This window comes from Amycolatopsis solani, from assembly GCF_033441515.1.
GTDB lineage: Bacteria > Actinomycetota > Actinomycetes > Mycobacteriales > Pseudonocardiaceae > Amycolatopsis > Amycolatopsis solani.
In genome coordinates, this window is sequence record NZ_JAWQJT010000003.1 from 1,177,060 (window position 1) to 1,193,735 (window position 16,676).

The 16,676-nt window shown below is 71.3% G+C and carries 14 protein-coding genes; 5 read left to right on the forward strand and 9 right to left on the reverse strand.

Annotated features, from left to right (window positions below; translation table 11 throughout):
• Positions 1–18 precede the first annotated feature (18 nt).
• Entirely contained in the window at positions 19–513 is a 495-nt protein-coding gene (gene nrdR, locus SD460_RS38055; protein WP_290060490.1) for a transcriptional regulator NrdR, read from the reverse strand.
• A gap of 720 nt (positions 514–1,233) precedes the next feature.
• Positions 1,234–1,692 carry a LysM peptidoglycan-binding domain-containing protein gene (locus tag SD460_RS38060; protein ID WP_318307439.1) on the reverse strand — a complete coding sequence of 153 codons (459 nt, stop codon included), beginning with the start codon at positions 1,690–1,692 and terminating at the stop codon, positions 1,234–1,236.
• A 362-nt stretch (positions 1,693–2,054) separates the two neighbouring features.
• On the opposite strand from SD460_RS38060, the gene lexA reads away from it, so the two are divergent.
• A complete protein-coding gene (gene lexA, locus SD460_RS38065) occupies positions 2,055–2,714 on the forward strand; it encodes a transcriptional repressor LexA (protein WP_169735242.1) in 660 nt (219 codons plus the stop codon).
• A gap of 76 nt (positions 2,715–2,790) precedes the next feature.
• Here the strand turns inward: lexA and SD460_RS38070 are convergent, their stop codons facing one another.
• The 3 genes from SD460_RS38070 to SD460_RS38080 are packed head-to-tail and all read right to left on the reverse strand — an operon-like array spanning position 2,791 to position 5,853.
• Positions 2,791–3,804: an esterase-like activity of phytase family protein gene (locus SD460_RS38070; protein ID WP_290058943.1), complete on the reverse strand. Its 1,014-nt coding sequence runs from the start codon at positions 3,802–3,804 to the stop codon at positions 2,791–2,793.
• 54 nt (positions 3,805–3,858) lie between these two features.
• Positions 3,859–5,307, reverse strand: a complete 1,449-nt coding sequence (gene hflX, locus SD460_RS38075; protein ID WP_290058944.1) for a GTPase HflX — start codon at positions 5,305–5,307, stop codon at positions 3,859–3,861.
• 42 nt (positions 5,308–5,349) lie between these two features.
• Positions 5,350–5,853 (reverse strand): ArsR/SmtB family transcription factor, encoded by a 504-nt coding sequence (locus SD460_RS38080; protein ID WP_290058945.1) that lies wholly within the window; start codon positions 5,851–5,853, stop codon positions 5,350–5,352.
• A 63-nt stretch (positions 5,854–5,916) separates the two neighbouring features.
• On the opposite strand from SD460_RS38080, the gene SD460_RS38085 reads away from it, so the two are divergent.
• Both SD460_RS38085 and valS read left to right on the forward strand, forming a co-directional pair.
• Positions 5,917–7,170: an MFS transporter gene (locus tag SD460_RS38085; protein WP_290058946.1), complete on the forward strand. Its 1,254-nt coding sequence runs from the start codon at positions 5,917–5,919 to the stop codon at positions 7,168–7,170.
• Between the two features lie 9 nt (positions 7,171–7,179).
• Complete coding sequence (gene valS, locus SD460_RS38090) at positions 7,180–9,693, forward strand: valine--tRNA ligase (RefSeq protein WP_318307440.1); 2,514 nt, start codon at positions 7,180–7,182, stop codon at positions 9,691–9,693.
• 15 nt (positions 9,694–9,708) lie between these two features.
• Here the strand turns inward: valS and dapF are convergent, their stop codons facing one another.
• Together dapF and miaA are read right to left on the reverse strand one after the other, a co-directional pair.
• Positions 9,709–10,536, reverse strand: coding sequence for a diaminopimelate epimerase (gene dapF / locus SD460_RS38095; protein WP_290058948.1), 828 nt, complete (start codon positions 10,534–10,536; stop codon positions 9,709–9,711).
• Positions 10,537–10,546: 10 nt separating this feature from the next.
• Positions 10,547–11,458, reverse strand: a complete 912-nt coding sequence (miaA, locus tag SD460_RS38100) for a tRNA (adenosine(37)-N6)-dimethylallyltransferase MiaA (protein WP_290058949.1) — start codon at positions 11,456–11,458, stop codon at positions 10,547–10,549.
• A gap of 219 nt (positions 11,459–11,677) precedes the next feature.
• On the opposite strand from miaA, the gene SD460_RS38105 reads away from it, so the two are divergent.
• Positions 11,678–12,991, forward strand: coding sequence for a DUF349 domain-containing protein (locus tag SD460_RS38105; RefSeq protein ID WP_290058950.1), 1,314 nt, complete (start codon positions 11,678–11,680; stop codon positions 12,989–12,991).
• Positions 12,992–13,529: 538 nt separating this feature from the next.
• A complete protein-coding gene (locus SD460_RS38110) occupies positions 13,530–13,958 on the forward strand; it encodes a hypothetical protein (protein WP_290058951.1) in 429 nt (142 codons plus the stop codon).
• Here SD460_RS38110 and SD460_RS38115 read toward each other — a convergent pair.
• A complete protein-coding gene (locus SD460_RS38115; protein WP_290058952.1) occupies positions 13,955–14,428 on the reverse strand; it encodes an Rv2732c family membrane protein in 474 nt (157 codons plus the stop codon). The two genes, SD460_RS38110 and SD460_RS38115, sit on opposite strands and share 4 nt — an antisense overlap.
• Positions 14,425–15,918 (reverse strand): tRNA (N6-isopentenyl adenosine(37)-C2)-methylthiotransferase MiaB, encoded by a 1,494-nt coding sequence (gene miaB, locus SD460_RS38120; RefSeq protein WP_290058953.1) that lies wholly within the window; start codon positions 15,916–15,918, stop codon positions 14,425–14,427. The genes SD460_RS38115 and miaB overlap by 4 nt, the downstream gene beginning before the upstream one ends.
• Between the last annotated feature and the right edge of the window lie 758 nt (positions 15,919–16,676).

The following is a 16,676-nucleotide window of genomic DNA, read 5'->3' on the forward strand; positions in this document are numbered from 1 at the left end:
ACTCCCGCAGCGGGACGGCTACTCGCCGCCTGCTCGCTGATCGCTCTCCTCCGGCGCAGCAGAACCCGCCATGGCCTCACGAAGATCGGCGATCTCCTTCTCGAAGTCCTCGACCGACGAGAAGGAGCGGTAGACGCTGGCGAAGCGGAGGTACGCGACCCCGTCGAGCTCACGCAGCGGGCCCAGGATGGCCAGGCCGACCTCGTGACTCGGGATCTCCGCCAGACCGGCGGAGCGGATCGATTCCTCCACGCGCTGCGCGAGCTGCTGCAGCGCGTCGTCGTCGACCGGCCTGCCCTGGCAGGCGCGGCGGACGCCGCTCACGACCTTGTCCCGGCTGAACTGTTCGGTGACGCCGGACCGCTTGACGACGGCGAGCACCATCGTCTCCGACGTCGTGAACCGCCGTCCGCACGACGCGCACGAGCGCCGCCTGCGGATCGCCTGGCCTTCATCCACCTCTCGGGAGTCGACGACCCGAGAGTCCGCATGCCGGCAGAACGGGCACCTCATCCGCCGATCACCTTCCCCTCCGCGCTCGCCGCCCCGGTCGACGTCCCCCGGCCACCACGCGTGGCCGTGCCGCGACCGCCCGGTACCCCTGCACCTGGTGATCGACTTGTGGACATCCGGTGGGTAAAAGACGGCCAGCTGTGGACAACTGCTGCCCAGTCTACCCCAACCTGTGGAACAACTACAGCGGTGTAACTACTACATATAGCGGGCGAGAGTAGAACTCGGGGAGAGCTCGCGCAAGCCGCGGGGCCGTGTCGGAACCCACCCGGGTGAGACTTCCCGAGCCGGCGGGTCCCCACCCGGCGGGGACGCGGACGCGACCCCGGTTCCGGTGGCTGCCGTCGCGAGTGGACTCAAGCACTCCGGGCCCGGTTTCGCCGACGTGGCAAGCCGTCACGGAGGGCTCGAGATCGGCACGGGCGGTGATTTCACCGGGCCGGGTGAATCTTGGCGGGCGTCGTGCGATGAGGCGGACCTCAGACCGGAGCGGGTTGGTAACGCCGTTTCGGGGCAGCTCGGATTAGGCAGTGGATTCGGCACCACGGGATAAGGCGGGCCGGATCACGGCGCGGCGGTGAGCAGCACGGCGAGAGGCAGGCTCGGGCGAGGCGCGCTGGCGGCCGGAACCGCGAGCAGCAAGCCCGGACAAGGCGCGCCGGCAAGCGGCAAGCCCACCCAAGGCGCGTCGCCAGCCAGGACCGCGAGCCGCAAGCCCGCTCAAGGCGCGTCGGCGACCGGGACCGTCAGGGGCAGCCCGGGCACCAAAACAGCCTGGTCCAGGCGGTTGAGCTCCTTGATCCGGGCGACGACCGCGCCCGGCTCGCTCTGCGGCGCGAAGCGTGCGGCCAGGGAGGACAGCGTGTCGCCCTGCTCGACCGACACCGTCGCGGTGCGCTCGGGCACCGGGGCCCCCGAAGCGCCGCCACCCAGCAGGCCGAGGCCGGCGACCACCAGGCAGCTCGCGACGGCGAGTGCGGCGAGCCACGGCCACCGCACCGGTACGCGCCGGGGTGCCGCGCAGGGCGAGCCCGCCGGGCGGCGGCCCGCGACGACCCGTGCGCGGGTCGGCGGGCGCTGCACTTCGCCGCGGCGGCCGCGCAGCACGTGCACGGGGCGGGGCTGCGCCGGGACCGGAGTCGCCGGGCGCGCCGGTCCGCGTTCGGCCAGAATGGACATCCGAACCTCCTCGAAACCCTGGTGTCCGCCCGATTCCGGCGCCGGTACCCGGCCCGTGGATCAAGGTCGAACAGGCGTTCTATCGAACGCCCGTGCGAAGGTCTACCACCTACCACCGACAAAATCGAGCGGACACGGCGTGTCGATCGAACAGATGTTTGAAATCGTCGTGCCCGGGGGCTAACGTCGGTGACCAGGGCATCTGCCGGGCAGGTGCCGCCCGGCGAGGCTGCCCGCACCCCGCGGGCGGCGGCCGGCGCGCAGATACGTGCAGCGAACGTCTGGGAGGCGACGCAGTGGCGAAGGAGAACAAGGCGGGCAGGACCAGTGGGTCCCCCGGTGGCTCGGGCAAGGTGCACGCCATGCCCGAGGTGTACGACGTGGACGAGACCCTCACCGTCCGCCAGCAGCAGGTCCTCGACGTGATCCGCTCGTGGGTGAGCCGGTTCGGCTATCCACCCAGTGTCCGCGAGATCGGCGAAGCGGTCGGGCTGACGTCGACGTCGTCGGTCTCCCACCAGCTGCGTGCCCTGCAGCGCAAGGGTTATCTGCGCCGGGACGCGAACCGCCCGCGCGCGGTCGGCGTCCTCTCGGCGACCGACGACAACCCCATGGGCATCGAGATGGACCAGCAGCCGGTCATGCCGAAGGCGGCGTACGTGCCGCTGGTCGGCCGGATCGCCGCCGGTGGCCCGGTGCTGGCCGAGCAGGCCATCGAGGACGTCTTCCCGCTGCCGCGGGAGATCGTCGGCGAGGGCGAGCTGTTCCTGCTGAAGGTCACCGGTGACTCGATGATCGACGCGGCCATCACCGACGGCGACTGGGTCGTGGTCCGGCAGCAGCCGGACGCCGACAACGGCGAGATCGTCGCGGCCATGATCGACGGCGAGGCCACGGTCAAGACGTTCAAGCGCAAGAACGGCCACATCTGGCTGATGCCGCACAACGAGGCGTACGAGCCGATCCCCGGCGACGACGCGACGGTGCTCGGCAAGGTCGTGGCGGTGCTCCGCCGCCTTTAGGAAGGTGCTCCCGGGCTTTCGCACGGCCCGGGAGGTTCACCGGATCGGCTGATTTTCGGCCGTGGGGAGCCGAAAGTCAGCGGCGAGAACGGCGACGCAGCTTGCTGAAGCCGAACCAGCCGACGCCGACCACCGCGAGCGTGATCCCGGCCGCGGGCAGGACGGGGAGCCCGGCCCCGTCCCCCGCCGAGCCGGACGACGCGCCGGTGCCGGTCGAGGTCGTCCCCTCCGCCGGTGCGCCGGACTGCGCGGCCAGAGCCGCCGCGCCCCGCACCGTGCGGAGGGGCTGGCCCACGCCTTCGCTGCCGGAAACCAGCGTCCCGTCGGGGTCGAACGCGATCGCTTCGCCCTGCTTCTCCCCCGGCAACGGGATCCGGACCGGATTGCGCTGCAGCGCGGCCAGAAGATCCCCGTCCGGAGCCGCGTACACATAGGCGTCCGTGTACGTCCGCAGCGCGACGACACTGCCGTCGGCCATCGAGGCGCCGCCGGTGACCAGCACCGAGCCGATCGACCCGACCGGGCCGCCCTGGGTGTCCGTCGTCTCGATCTTCAGCGAGCCGACCTTCTCCAGGTTGGTCGGTCCCGGGCTCGCCAGCGGCCCGGAAGGCCGGTACACGCGAGCCTCGCCCAGGATGTCCTTGGTGATCAGGTACGGCGTCCCCGACTTGTCCATCAGCAGCGCTTCGGTGTCGTGCTGGCCGTCGGGGTAGGTGAGGCGGTGCAGCTTCACCTTGCCGTCGGGGCTCATCTCCAGCAGGGCGACCGTGAGCCGCCCCTTCTGGTTGTCGCCGGTGTCCGACAGCCACAGCGTCCCGTCCGGCGTGCGGGCGAGGTCCTCGACGTCGAAGGGGTCGGTCTTGTCCGTGAGGACCTTCTGCACCTTGCAGTCCCGCCCGAGCACGAACACCTGCACCTTGGTGCCGCCGTCGTTGATCGCGTAGAACTTCGAGCCGTCGGAGACCAGGCCGGACAGCTCGCCGATGCGCGAGTCCTTCATCGTGCAAAACGGCTGTGGCGTCTCGGCCGCCGAAGCGGGCACCGACCCGCCGAACACGGCCAAGAAGACCAACGCGACAACCCAGCGCACCCAGCCACCTCCGTAGTGTGCGAACCCCGGTGGTTCGCACACTACGGAGACGTGTCAGGCCCTGGTCGAGTTGGTCTCGTACTCGCGCAAAGCCGCGGCGAGGTCCGGGCGGACCCGCACCAGCAGGCGCGTGCCGTCCTCGACGTGCTCCTCTTCGAGGACTTCGCCGTCCGCGTGCGCCCGCGCGACCAGTTCGCCGCGCGTGTAGGGCACGAGGACCTCGACGGTGACCTCCGGCCGAGGCAGGCGGTCGGCGAGCACCTCGACGAGTTCGGCGATGCCCGCCCCGGTCCGCGCCGAGACCTGGACCGAGCCGGCCAGCGCGTGCCGCAGCCGGGCGAGGCTGACCTCGTCGGACGCGTCGATCTTGTTGATCACCAGCAGCTCCGGCGGGAGCGGCTCCTTGCGCTTGCGGGTGATCTCGCCGAGCACCTCGCGCACGGCGCTGACCTGCTCCTCCGGTGCCGGGTCGGCCCCGTCCACCACGTGCAGCAGCAGGTCCGCGTCCGCGGCCTCCTCCAGCGTCGAGCGGAACGCGTCCACCAGCTGGTGCGGCAGGTGCCGCACGAACCCGACGGTGTCGGTCAGCGTGTAGCCGCGCCCGTCCGCGGTCTGCGCGCGCCGCGTGGTCGGGTCGAGGGTGGCGAACAGCGCGTCCTCCACCAGCACCCCGGCCCCGGTCAGCGCGTTGAGCAAGCTCGACTTGCCGGCGTTGGTGTAGCCGACGATCGCCACGCTGGGCACCTCGTTGGCCAGCCGCCGCCCGCGCTTGGTCTCGCGGATGGTGTCCATGGCGGCGATCTCGCGACGCAGCTTCGCCACGCGCTTGTTGATCCGCCGCCGGTCGGTCTCGAGCTTGGTCTCACCGGGACCGCGCAGGCCCACGCCGCCGTTCGCGCCACCGGCGCGGCCACCGGCCTGCCGGGACAGCGACGCACCCCACCCGCGCAGCCGCGGGATCAGGTACTGCAGCTGGGCCAGCTCGACCTGCGCCTTGCCCTCCTTGGACCGGGCGTGCTGGGCGAAGATGTCGAGGATCAGGGCGGTCCGGTCGATGACCTTGACCTTGACCTTCTCCTCGAGCTGCCGCAGCTGGCCCGGCGAGAGCTCGCCGTCGCAGATCACGGTGTCGGCGCCGGTGGAGCCGACGATGTCCCGCAGCTCCTTGACCTTGCCCGAACCGATGTAGGTGGCCGGGTCCGGCTTCGGACGCCGCTGAATGAGGCCTTCGAGGACCTCCGAGCCCGCTGTCTCGGCCAGGCGCGCCAGCTCGGCCAGCGACGCCTCGGACTGCAGGGCCGTGCCCTCGGTCCACACGCCGACCAGCACGACGCGTTCGAGCCGCAGTTGCCGGTACTCGACCTCGGTGACGTCCTCGAGCTCCGTGGACAGTCCCCTGACCCGGCGCAGCGACGCCCGGTCTTCGAGCTCCATCTCACCTGTCGACGGGTCTCCGTCGTACAGGTCGTCGTCGTGGTCTTCGGTGTGTGTCAGTTCTGTCATCGTGCCTCCATGTTCCCACGTTTCGCCGCGGGAACCGAACTTTTACGTGCTGGGATAGGTGGCGAGGTAGACCGCGGTGCGCTCCGCGCCGGGACGGCGGGGGCGCGCGCGGAACTCCTCGAGCAGGGCGTTGAGCCGGCTTTCCAGCTCCGCTCGCTCCTCGGGGGCCACCTGGACGACCAGGCGCGACTGGTGCACGCCCTCGAATCCGGTGTCGGCGATCTCGGCCAGATAGGCCTCGAGCACCGCCTGTTCCACGTCCTTGTCACCGCATGAGTCGAGTGTCCACGAAAGTCCCGTCGAAAGGTACGGAATTTCTTTCGCGCCCCGGGCTCCGCGACGCGGCGGCTGCGCGGCCAGGAAGCCGGTCTCGACGAGCTTGCGCACGTGGTGCAGGGTCGTCGCGGGGTCCCGGCCCAGCCTTTCGGCCAGCTCCTTGTTCGTCAGCGCCTCCGAGAAGGTCAACCGGATGATGCGCAGCCGTATTCCGGAGGCCAGCGCGGCGGCCTCGGCTTCGGTCGCGACACGTCGTTTCTCAGCGGGCACGCGTACAGCCTAGAGCGAACAGTGATTGACACTTTCCAATCACTCGCGGCACACTCGGGGACCATGCACAGGGGGTCACTTTTCCGCCACGCCGACTTTCGCCGGCTCTGGGCCGCCGACACGGCCAGCCAGTTCGGGACCGCCGTCGGCTACACCGCCATTCCGCTGCTCGCGGCGGTGACGCTGGCCGCGACACCGTTCGAGATGGGCCTGCTGACCGCGGCCGAGACGGTCGCGTTCCTGCTGATCGGGCTGCCCGCCGGGGTGTGGGTCGACCGGCTGCGCCGCCGCCGCGTCATGCTCACCGCCGACTTCGCCCGCTTCGCCCTGCTGCTCACCGTGCCGCTCGCCTGGTGGGCGGGGGTGCTGACGCTCGCCCAGCTGCTGGTCGTCGTGCTGCTCGTCGGCGTCGCGACGGTGTTCTTCGACATCGCCTACCAGTCGTACCTGCCCTCGCTCGTCGGCCGCGAGCGCCTTCTGGAGGGCAACGCGAAGCTGCAGGCCGTCCAGTCGGTCGCGCACATCGCCGGCCCGAGCGGCGCGGGCGTGCTGGTCCAGCTGGCCGGCGCGGCGAGCACGGTGCTCATCACCGCCTTCGGCTACCTCACGTCGGCGCTGTGCCTGCTGCGCATCCGCGCCGTCGAGCCGGAGCCCGAACCCGCCGGACACGCCCGGCTGCTGCCGCGGATCGCGGAGGGCCTGCGGTTCGTCTTCTCGGACAAGCCGCTGCGGGCCAGCGTGGCCTGCACGGCGACGGCGAACCTCTTCAACGGCGCCTTCACCGCCGTCCAGGTGCTGTTCCTGACGCGTACCGTCGGTCTCTCCCCCGCCGTCGTCGGCGTGGTGCTGGCCATGGGCGGCGCGGGCGGCATCACCGGCGCGATCGCCTCCGGTGCCCTCACGCGGCGGATCGGCCAAGCCCGCGCGATCTGGCTCGTCCCCCTGCTCACCTGGCCCGCGCACCTGCTGGTCCCGCCGGCCGCTCCGGGCTGGCGGCTGGTGCTCGCCGCGGCCGGCTCGGTGGTGTTCGGGTTCGGCGTGATCGTCTACAACGTCGCCTCGGTCTCCTACCGGCAGGCGATCTGCCCCGACCGGCTGCTCGGCCGGATGAACGCGAGTGCGCGGTTCGTCGTCTGGGGCACGATCCCGCTCGGCGGGCTGCTGGGCGGCGCGCTCGGGGAAGGGCTCGGGCTGCGCGGGGCGATCTGGATCGCGGTGGCCGGGGAGGCGGCCGCGGCGCTGTGGGTCGTGTGCTCGCCGCTGCGGCACATGCGCGACCTGCCGACCGAAGCGAAAACCGGTTCCGAGGCCGCCTAGAGTTGCTTCATGAATACCCCATACGAGCGCCCGCGAGTCCCGGACAAGGTCGGTGTCGACGGTCTGGAGGCCAAGTGGGTACCCGTATGGGAAGCCACCGGCGCCTACCGCTTCGACCGGACGAAGACCCGCGAAGAGGTCTACTCGATCGACACGCCGCCGCCGACGGTCAGCGGGTCGCTGCACATCGGGCACGTCTTCTCCTTCACCCAGACCGACGTGGTGGCGCGGTTCAAGCGGATGCGCGGGTTCGAGGTGTTCTACCCGATGGGGTGGGACGACAACGGCCTGCCGACCGAACGCCGGGTGCAGAACCACTTCGGCGTCCGCTGCGAGCCGTCGCTGCCCTACGACCCGGACTTCCGCGCCCCGGAGAAACCGGGCAAGGACGTGGTCGCGATCTCGCGGCGCAACTTCGTCGAACTGTGCGAAACGCTGACCGTGACCGACGAAAAGGTCTTCGAGGAACTGTGGCGGCAGCTCGGGCTGTCGGTCGACTGGACGATGACCTACCAGACGATCGGGCACGACTCGCGGCTGATCTCGCAGCGCGCATTCCTGCGCAACCTCGAGCGCGGCGAGGCCTACCAGGCCGAGGCGCCGACGCTCTGGGACGTGTCGTTCCGCACCGCCGTGGCCCAGGCCGAGCTGGAGGACCGCGAACGCCGGGGTGCCTTCCACGACCTCGCGTTCACCGGCCCCGGCGGCGCCGACGTCGTGATCGCGACGACCCGGCCCGAGTTGCTGCCCGCGTGCGTCGCACTGGTGGCGCACCCGGACGACGAACGGTTCAAGCCGCTGTTCGGGAAGACCGTGCGGACGCCGGTGTTCGGCGTCGAGGTGCCGGTGGTGGCGCACCACCTCGCGGACCCGGAGAAGGGCCGCGGCATCGCGATGGTGTGCACGTTCGGCGACACCACCGACGTCACGTGGTGGCGGGAGCTGCGCCTGGCGACGCGGGTGGTGCTGGGCCGCGACGGCCGGTTCCTGCCCGACGCGCCGCACGGCGTGCCGGCGGAGGCGTACGCGCCGCTGGTGGGCAAGACCGTCCACACCGGACGCGAGATCATGGTGCGGCTGCTGCGCGAAGCCGGCGCCCTCCAGGGGGAACCGCGGCCGATCACGCACTCGGTGAAGTTCTACGAAAAGGGCGACAAGCCCCTGGAAATCGTCGCGAGCCGGCAGTGGTACCTGCGCAACGGCGGCAACGACGAGGCGTTCCGGGCGAAGATGCTGGCCCGCGGCGAGGAACTGAACTGGGTGCCGAAGCACATGAAGGTGCGGTACTCGTCGTGGGTCGAGAACCTGGCCGGCGACTGGCTGGTCAGCCGTCAGCGCTTCTTCGGTGTGCCGATCCCGTTGTGGTACCGCCTCGACGCGCACGGCGAGCCGGACTACGACGCCCGCCTGCTGCCGGACGCGCTGCCCGTGGACCCGAGCAGCGACGTCCCACCGGGATTCACCGAGGACCAGCGCGGGGTGCCCGGCGGCTTCGTCGCCGAAGCCGACGTGATGGACACCTGGGCGACGTCGTCGCTGACGCCGCAGATCGTCGGCCGGTGGACCCTCGACGACGACCTGTTTTCCCGCGTGTTCCCGATGGACCTGCGACCGCAGGCGCACGAGATCATCCGCACCTGGCTGTTCTCGACGGCGGTGCGCGCGGAGCTGGAACACGGCGTGCTGCCGTGGCGGGCGGCGTCGATCGCGGGCTGGGTGCTCGACCCCGACCGCAAGAAGATGTCGAAGTCCAAGGGCAACGCGACGACCCCGGTCGACCTGCTGGAGCGCTTCGGCTCGGACGCGGTCCGCTACTGGGCCGCGAGCGCGCGGCCGGGGGTCGACACCGCGGTGGACGAAGGCCAGATGAAGGTCGGCCGCCGCCTGGCGACGAAGCTGCTCAACGCGAGCCGGTTCGCGCTGGGCCTGGGGGTGCCGCCGGGTGACGCGGTCGCCACCGAACCGCTGGACCGGGCGCTGCTGGCATCCTTGGCGACGGTCGTCTCCCAGGCCACGGCGGCCCTGGAGGCCCTGGACTACGCGCGGGCGCTGCAGGTCACGGAGACGTTCTTCTGGACCTTCTGCGACGACTACGTCGAGCTGGTGAAGGGCCGCGCGTACGGCGACCTCGGCCCGGCGGCCGCTGAATCCGCGCAGGCGGCGCTGGTGACGGCGCTGTCGGCGGTGCTGCGGCTGTTCGCGCCGTTCCTGCCGTTCGCGACCGAGGAGGTCTGGTCGTGGTGGCGGGAGGGGTCGGTGCACCGGGCTTCGTGGCCCGCTCCCCCGGCCGTCGAAGGCGACCCGGAGCTGCTCGCGCTGGCCGGCGAGGTGATCGCGGCGGTGCGCCGGGCGAAGACGGACGCCAAGGTGTCGATGCGGACCGCCGTCGAGACGCTGACCGTGACCGGCCCGGCGGAGCTGCTGGCCCGGTTCGCGGACATCCAGGCGGACATCCGCGTCGCGGGTGCGATCACTTCGGTGGAGACGCGCGAAGGCGAGTTCGCGGTGGAAGCGAAGATCTAGGCTGCGGGGCCGCCGTCAGGAACCGGCGGCGGCCCACCAGGCTTCGTCGATCTCGCCGCGGGCCACGATCTCCGCCGGGCCCGACAGCGTCGACGCGCCCCGCGACACCGTGACCTCGACCCGGCCGCCCGGGATGTCCACAGTGGATGATCCGGTGTCGGTGCCCGCCAGGTGGAAGGCGGCCGCCACCGCGGCGACCGTGCCGGTGCCGCACGCCCGCGTCTCCCCCACCCCGCGTTCGTGCACGCGCATCCGCAGCGCGCCTTCGCCGAGGCGGTTGACGAACTCGAGGTTCACCCCGTGCGGGAAGACGTCGTGGTCGAAGTCGGGCTGGTCGCGCAGGTCGAGGTCCGCGACGTCGTCGTCGAGCACCGACACCAGGTGCGGGTTGCCGACGTTCACCGCGACGCCGGAGAACGGACGGCCGGCCACCACCGTGACCGACGTGCCGGTGATCGTCGCCGGGCCCATCTGCACGGTCACCGAGCGGTCCGGGTGCACCACCAGCGGGCGGTCGCCGGCGCGGGTGCCGATGACGAACTCGCCCGCGGTCTCCAGGCCCGCTTCGACGAGGTAGCGGGCGAAGACGCGCGTGCCGTTGCCGCACATCTCCGCGATCGACCCGTCGGCGTTGCGGTAGTCCATGAACCACTCGCCCGCGGACGGCTCGTCGAGCGCGGCGGCGCGGACGACGCGGAGCACGCCGTCGGCCCCGAGGCCGCGGCGGCGGTCGCACAGCGCGGCGACCCTCGCCTCGGTCAGCTCGAGGCGGCCCGCCGGATCGGGGAGCAGCACGAAGTCGTTCTGCGTGCCGTGCCCCTTGAGGAACTCGATTCCGCCCATAGGGGCAAGATTACCGGCCCAGGGTATCCAGGACGCGCGCGGCCAGCCCCGGATCGGCGCCACCGAACCAGTGGATCCGCTGGTCGCGCCGGAACCAGGAACGTTGCTTCCGGACGAACCGCCGCGTCGCCTGCGCCGTCGCCGCCGCGGCCGCTTCGAAGTCGCCCTCACCGTCGAGTTCGGCGAGCACCTGCTGGTAGCCGAGCGCCCGCGCCGCCGTCTTGCCTTCGCGCAGACCTCGCTTCTCGAGTTCGCGCACTTCGTCGACCAGCCCGGCGGCGAACATGCGCCGGACGCGTTCGTCGACGCGCTCGTCGAGCTCCGCAGGCTCCCGGTCGACGCCGATCACGACCGTGCCGTAGCGGGCGGGCCCGGGCTTGGGGAGGTTCGCCGAGAACGGCTCGCCGGTGATCTCGATGACTTCGAGGGCGCGCACGATCCGCCGGGTGTTCGTCGGCAGGATCGCGGCCGCCGCGGCCGGATCGCGTTCACTCAACCGGGTGTACAACGCGGGGGTGCCGAGCTGCTCCGCCTCCGCGTCCAGCCGGGCCCGGACGGCCGGCTCGGTGCCCGGGAAGCGCAGGTCGTCGAGCACCGCCTGGACGTACAGGCCGGACCCGCCGGTCAGCACCGGCACGCGCCCGGCGGCCAGCAGCCGTTCGATCTCGGCCCGCGCGTGGCGCTGGTAGGCCGCGACCGACGCCGTTTCGGTCACGTCCAGCACGTCGAGCAGGTGGTGCGGGACGCCGCGGCGCTCGTCCTCGGTGGCCTTCGCGGTGCCGATGTCCATGCCCCGGTAGAGCTGCAGCGCGTCGGCGTTGACGACTTCGCCGCCGAGTTCGAGGGCGAGGTCCACGGCCAGCGCGGTCTTCCCGGTGGCCGTCGGCCCGACCACCGCGAGCGGGACGACGAGGCTGTTCACGACGGCCGACGATACCGGCGGGCCGACACGGAGCGTCCACCGGAAGTAGGATCACGAGCTTCGGGTGGCTCATCCAGTACCACGGTGCGCGCTGAGCTGCTTGAATGCCGCGTGGGGGCCGTAGCATCCGAGCACGGCCCGTGACGACCGCATTACCCGGCCCCGCTTACGCGGCGGGGCGCCCGCGCGAGCGGGCGTACAGGCGATAAGGAGCCTGCGATGGCCCAGGAGAACACTTCCACCGGTACCCCGGCCCCGCACCCGGTGCCGCACGCGCTGCACGCCGGGCACGCCGCCCCGCCCGTGCCGCCCGCCGAGCCGACGCCCGCCACCTGGGGCCGGATCGACGACGAGGGGACCGTCTACGTCATCACCGCCGAGGGTGAGCGCGCGGTCGGCGTCTGGCAGGCCGGTACCCCCGACGAGGGCCTGGTGCACTACGCCCGCCGCTTCGACGACGTGCGCACCGAGGTCGAGCTGCTGGAGACCCGGCTGGTCTCCGGGGCCGGCGACCCGAAGCACGCGCTGTCGAGCGCCACCCAGATCCGGGACGGGCTGGCCGAGTCCGCCGTGGTCGGCGACCTGGCCGCGCTCGCCGCGCGGCTGGAGTACGTCATCGGGCACGCCGAGAAGGCGCTGGCCAGCGCGAAGGCGGAGCGCGAAGAGGCACGGGCCGCGGCGGTCGCACGCAAGCAGGAGCTGGCCGACGAGGCCGAGAAGATCGCCGCCGACTCCACCCAGTGGAAGGCGGCGGGCGACCGGCTGCGCTCGATCCTGGACGAGTGGAAGACGGTCAAGGGCGTCGACCGCAAGACCGACGACGAACTGTGGAAGCGCTTCTCCAAGGCCCGCGAGGCGTTCAACCGCCGTCGCGGCTCGCACTTCGCCGAGCTCGACAAGCAGCGCGCGTCGGCCAAGCAGCGCAAGGAAGAGCTCATCGCCGAGGCCGAGGCCATCAGCGAGTCCGAGGACTGGGGCGAGACCGCCGGCCGCTACAAGGACCTGATGACCGAGTGGAAGGCGGCCGGCCGGGCGCCGAAGGACAGCGACGAGGCGCTGTGGCAGCGCTTCCGCGCGGCGCAGGACAAGTTCTTCGCCCGCCGCTCCTCGGTGTTCTCCGAGCGCGACGCGGAGTTCGGCGCGAACGCCGCCCGCAAGGAAGAACTCCTGATCGAGGCCGAAAAGATCGACGCGGCGGCCAACCTGGAAGCGGCGAAGGGCGCGCTGCGCAGGATCCAGGAGCAGTGGGACGAGATCGGCAAGGTCCCGCGCGAGCGCATCCGCGAACTCGACGGCCGGCTGAAGGCGGTCCAGGACGCGGTGAAGTCGGCGGAGGACACCCGCTGGCGCCGCACGGACCCGGAGGCCCAGGCCCGCGCGGCGCAGTTCCGCGAGCGCGTGGCGCAGTTCGAGTCCCAGGCGGAGAAGGCGCGCGCCGCGGGCGACGAGCGCCGGGCGAAGAAGGCCGACGAGCAGGCCGCGCAGTGGCGCGAGTGGCTGCAGGCGGCGGAGGCCGCGGTCGCCGACCGCTGAGGCGACGGGTCGCTGAGACGGCGGTCGCCGAGGCGGCAGTCGCCGACGCTGAGGCGGCGGTCGCTGAGGTCGCCGACGCTGAGGCTGCAGTCGCCGACCGCTGAGGTTCGGGCCGGCTTGTCCACAACGTGTCCGCGTTGTGGACAAGCCGGCCTTTTGCTTGCGTTCGCGAGCTGTTTCGTCGGTGGGGGCCGATAGGCTGGACAAGGGCACGCCCCCCAGGGAGGGCGGGGTCTGATCCGGGCGGGGCCGACGCGGCGGATCGCTGCATCGGCGGGCTCGCCTGATGTCTTGAATGAGTCATTCAGGTCGCCGGAGGTCCTGAATGACTCATTCAAGACATCCCGGAGGCCGCTCGAGCCGGCCCGCCGATACCGATCCCGACTTCGCCGGGCCCCTGCTAGAGAGGGCGGGCTCCGGTCCAAGCCGGAGCGGCTCGGCAAGCGGAGGGTTAACGCGTCACCCGAAGCGGTGTGACGCGGTCCCCGGCCGGGGGTTTCCTGGCGCTTTCCCGCCCCCGTGGTGCTGCACTTCGATCATGAGCAAGCCATCGCACTTCGTGTCCGCACTGGTTGTCGCCTGCACCGTCGCGCTCGCCGCACCGGCCATCGCGCTGGCAGCCGCCGGGCCCGCTCCCGCCGCGGTTCACGGCAAGAAGCACAAGGCCAAGGTCGAGGCCAAGGCCGACAAGAGCCGCGTCAAGGTGGGCGAAGAGACGAAGATCAAGGGCTCGTTCGCCGATCTCGGTGGGCTCGAGAGCGTCGCCGGCGGGGAGCCCGTGATCGTCCAGCAGCTCCAGGCCGGCGTCTGGGTCAACCTCACCACCGGGACCTGCCGCCCGAACGGGAACTTCGTGTTCAGCCTGAGCTTCAGCGTCCGCGCGAGCCTGACGCTGCGCGTCTACCACCCGGAGACCGAGCTCTACGTCAGCGCGGTCTCCAGCGTGATCGGCCTGGTGGTGATCTAGACGCGCGAGAACGCCGTGCGCATCCACTGCACGGCGAGGCAGATCATCGCGAGCCAGGCGATGATCAGGCCGATCCCGGGTCCGCCGCCCGCGGCTCCGCTGGCGTGCGACGACTGCTGCGACCAGATGGCCAGCAGCCCGTCCACCGAAGCGAACCAGCCGCCGGCGGCGCACACCCAGGCCAGCCACCACCGGCGCGTCACCAGCGCGAGCGCCGACGCGAGGATGCCGACCGCGGTCGACGTCGCCGCGAACAGCTGCGGGATGCCGCCGCCCTCGCCGGCCAGCACCTGCCAGCCCGCGTGATCGCCGACCCACGGCAGGATCAGGCAGATCAGCAGCACGAACGAGAACACGGCGATGGTGAACCCGCGCCGGCCCAGCTCCACCGTGCGGGACGCGTGCACGCCCGCTTCGTCGATCTCGGCGGCCAGTTCGGCCAGGTCACCGTTGCCCTGGGGCTCGGTCACAGCGCACACCCACTCACCGGTTCGGGCCGGGCGGCCGGAGCACCGAAGCCCGGCAGACCCAGCGTGACACCGCTCGTCTTCGGCCGCAGCCCGGCCTCCGCGTTGTCGCCGGCCCGCGTCCGCCGGTGGGACAGCAGGTCGCCGTCCGCGACCAGGTGGTGCGGCGCGCCGTAGGTGACGACCGTCTCGACGACGTCACCGGGGCGCACCGCGCGGTCCACCTGCGCGCCGGCCGGCGTGAAGTGCACCAGCCTGCCGTCGCGGGCGCGGCCGCTCATCCGGTGCGTCTCGGCGTCCTTGCGCCCCTCGCCCTCGGCGACGAGCAGCTCGACCCGGCGGCCCACGATCTTCTTGTTCTCTTCCCAGGAGATCGCGTTCTGCAGCTCGACCAGGCGCTCGTAGCGCTCCTGCACGACCGCCTTGGGCAGCTGGTCCGGCATCGTCGCGGCCGGCGTGCCGGGGCGGATCGAGTACTGGAAGGTGAAGGCGCTGGAGAAGCGCGCCTGCTCGACGACGTCCAGCGTGGCCTGAAAGTCCTCCTCGGTCTCCCCGGGGAAGCCGACGATGATGTCGGTGGTGATCGCGGCGTCCGGCATAACCGCGCGGACCTCGTCGAGGATCTTCAGGAAACGCGCGGAGCGGTAGGACCGCTTCATCTCGCGCAGCACCCGGTCCGACCCGGACTGCAGCGGCATGTGCAGCTGGTGGCAGACGTTAGGGGTGGCGGCCATGGCGTCGATCACGTCCGAGGTGAACGCGGCGGGGTGCGGCGAGGTGAACCGCACGCGCTCCAGCCCGTCGATGCCGCCGGCCGCGCGCAGCAGCTTCCCGAAGGCGAACCGGTCGCCGAACTCGACGCCGTAGGAGTTGACGTTCTGGCCGAGCAGGGTGACTTCGAGCACGCCCTCGGCGACGAGCGCCTCGACCTCGGCCAGGATCTCGCCGGGCCGCCGGTCGCGCTCCTTGCCGCGCAGCGCGGGCACGATGCAGAAGGTGCAGGTGTTGTTGCACCCGACCGAAACGGACACCCAGCTCGCGTAGGACGATTCGCGGCGCGCGGGCAGCGTGGAGGGGAAGGTCTCGAGCGACTCGAGAATCTCGACCTCGGCCTCGGCGTTGTGCCGCGCGCGCTCGAGCAGCGTGGGGAGCGACCCGATGTTGTGCGTGCCGAAGACGACGTCGACCCAGGGCGCACGCTTGACGATCTCCCCGCGGTCCTTCTGCGCCAGGCACCCCCCGACGGCGATCTGCAGGTCCGGGTTCGCGACCTTGTCCGGGCGCAGGTGCCCGAGCGTGCCGTACAGCTTGTTGTCCGCGTTCTCCCGGACGGCGCAGGTGTTGAACACGATCAGGTCGGGCTTGGCGCCGTCGGCGACGGGCGTGTACCCGGCGTCTTCGAGCTGGCCGGCGAGCCGCTCGGAGTCGTGCACGTTCATCTGGCAGCCGAAGGTGCGGATCTGGTACGCCCTGGGTGCCTGTGTCTCGGTCATCGTCCTTCAGGGTAACCCCCGCCTGACCAGGCAAAGCCGCCGCCTCTCCGGCTACCAGTCCAAGGGCGTGCACCGGGACGACGCGAGGAGCGGCGATGCGGTCGGGAAATCGACGCGGTTCTCCATCATGTGCGACGAAACAGGTCTACCTTGTCCGATCGTGGACGCCGTGCGGATCAGAAGCCCGGATTCCGGAGTCTGCCTGCAGGCGACTAGTGGCTGACGAGGCCCTGGAGGGCGTCGTTGCAGCCGGCCCGTCGCCGACGCGGGCCCCTCGACGAACTCGCCATGCTCGCACTCGACTGGCCTCGAATCGCCCACGTCCGACTTCAGCCGGGAACCTGGACGCTCAGGCAAGAGGTTCCGTCCGGATTCCTCGACACGTCCGCCCCGTGACTTGCCAACAACAAGCGGTGAGCGTCAGACGAAGCGTACGAGCCACGGTACGCCGGGTAGTGCAGATCGCTTGACGAACTCGTCGTCACGTTCCAGGAGGCTGACCGGATGATCAGGGCTACGGTGACACCAAATCTCAGACGACCAGGCCCAACCTGGCGCGTCTGCAACGTACGCAACCAATATCGCACCGTCGTCCCCTGGCCTGGGCGGCGCGCTGCGACAGCGCGAAGCCCACTTTGACGAGGTGGTTCCCGCACGAGGACCGACGCGTCGCCCCGCCATCGGTCTTGACTCAGTCACGCCATTGAGCGATACCGACAGATATTTCGGAACGATCAGACCACTCGATCGAGACTTCG

Excerpts from the sequence above, each read along its gene's own strand:
- SD460_RS38105 (WP_290058950.1), top strand. The coding sequence starts at position 11,678 with ATGGCCCAGGAGAACACTTCCACCGGTACCCCGGCCCCGCACCCGGTG.
- miaB (WP_290058953.1), bottom strand. The coding sequence starts at position 15,918 with ATGACCGAGACACAGGCACCCAGGGCGTACCAGATCCGCACCTTCGGC.
- SD460_RS38085 (WP_290058946.1), top strand. The coding sequence starts at position 5,917 with ATGCACAGGGGGTCACTTTTCCGCCACGCCGACTTTCGCCGGCTCTGG.
- SD460_RS38110 (WP_290058951.1), top strand. The coding sequence starts at position 13,530 with ATGAGCAAGCCATCGCACTTCGTGTCCGCACTGGTTGTCGCCTGCACC.
- SD460_RS38060 (WP_318307439.1), bottom strand. The coding sequence starts at position 1,692 with ATGTCCATTCTGGCCGAACGCGGACCGGCGCGCCCGGCGACTCCGGTC.
- nrdR (WP_290060490.1), bottom strand. The coding sequence starts at position 513 with ATGAGGTGCCCGTTCTGCCGGCATGCGGACTCTCGGGTCGTCGACTCC.
- valS (WP_318307440.1), top strand. The coding sequence starts at position 7,180 with ATGAATACCCCATACGAGCGCCCGCGAGTCCCGGACAAGGTCGGTGTC.
- lexA (WP_169735242.1), top strand. The coding sequence starts at position 2,055 with ATGCCCGAGGTGTACGACGTGGACGAGACCCTCACCGTCCGCCAGCAG.
- dapF (WP_290058948.1), bottom strand. The coding sequence starts at position 10,536 with ATGGGCGGAATCGAGTTCCTCAAGGGGCACGGCACGCAGAACGACTTC.
- hflX (WP_290058944.1), bottom strand. The coding sequence starts at position 5,307 with ATGACAGAACTGACACACACCGAAGACCACGACGACGACCTGTACGAC.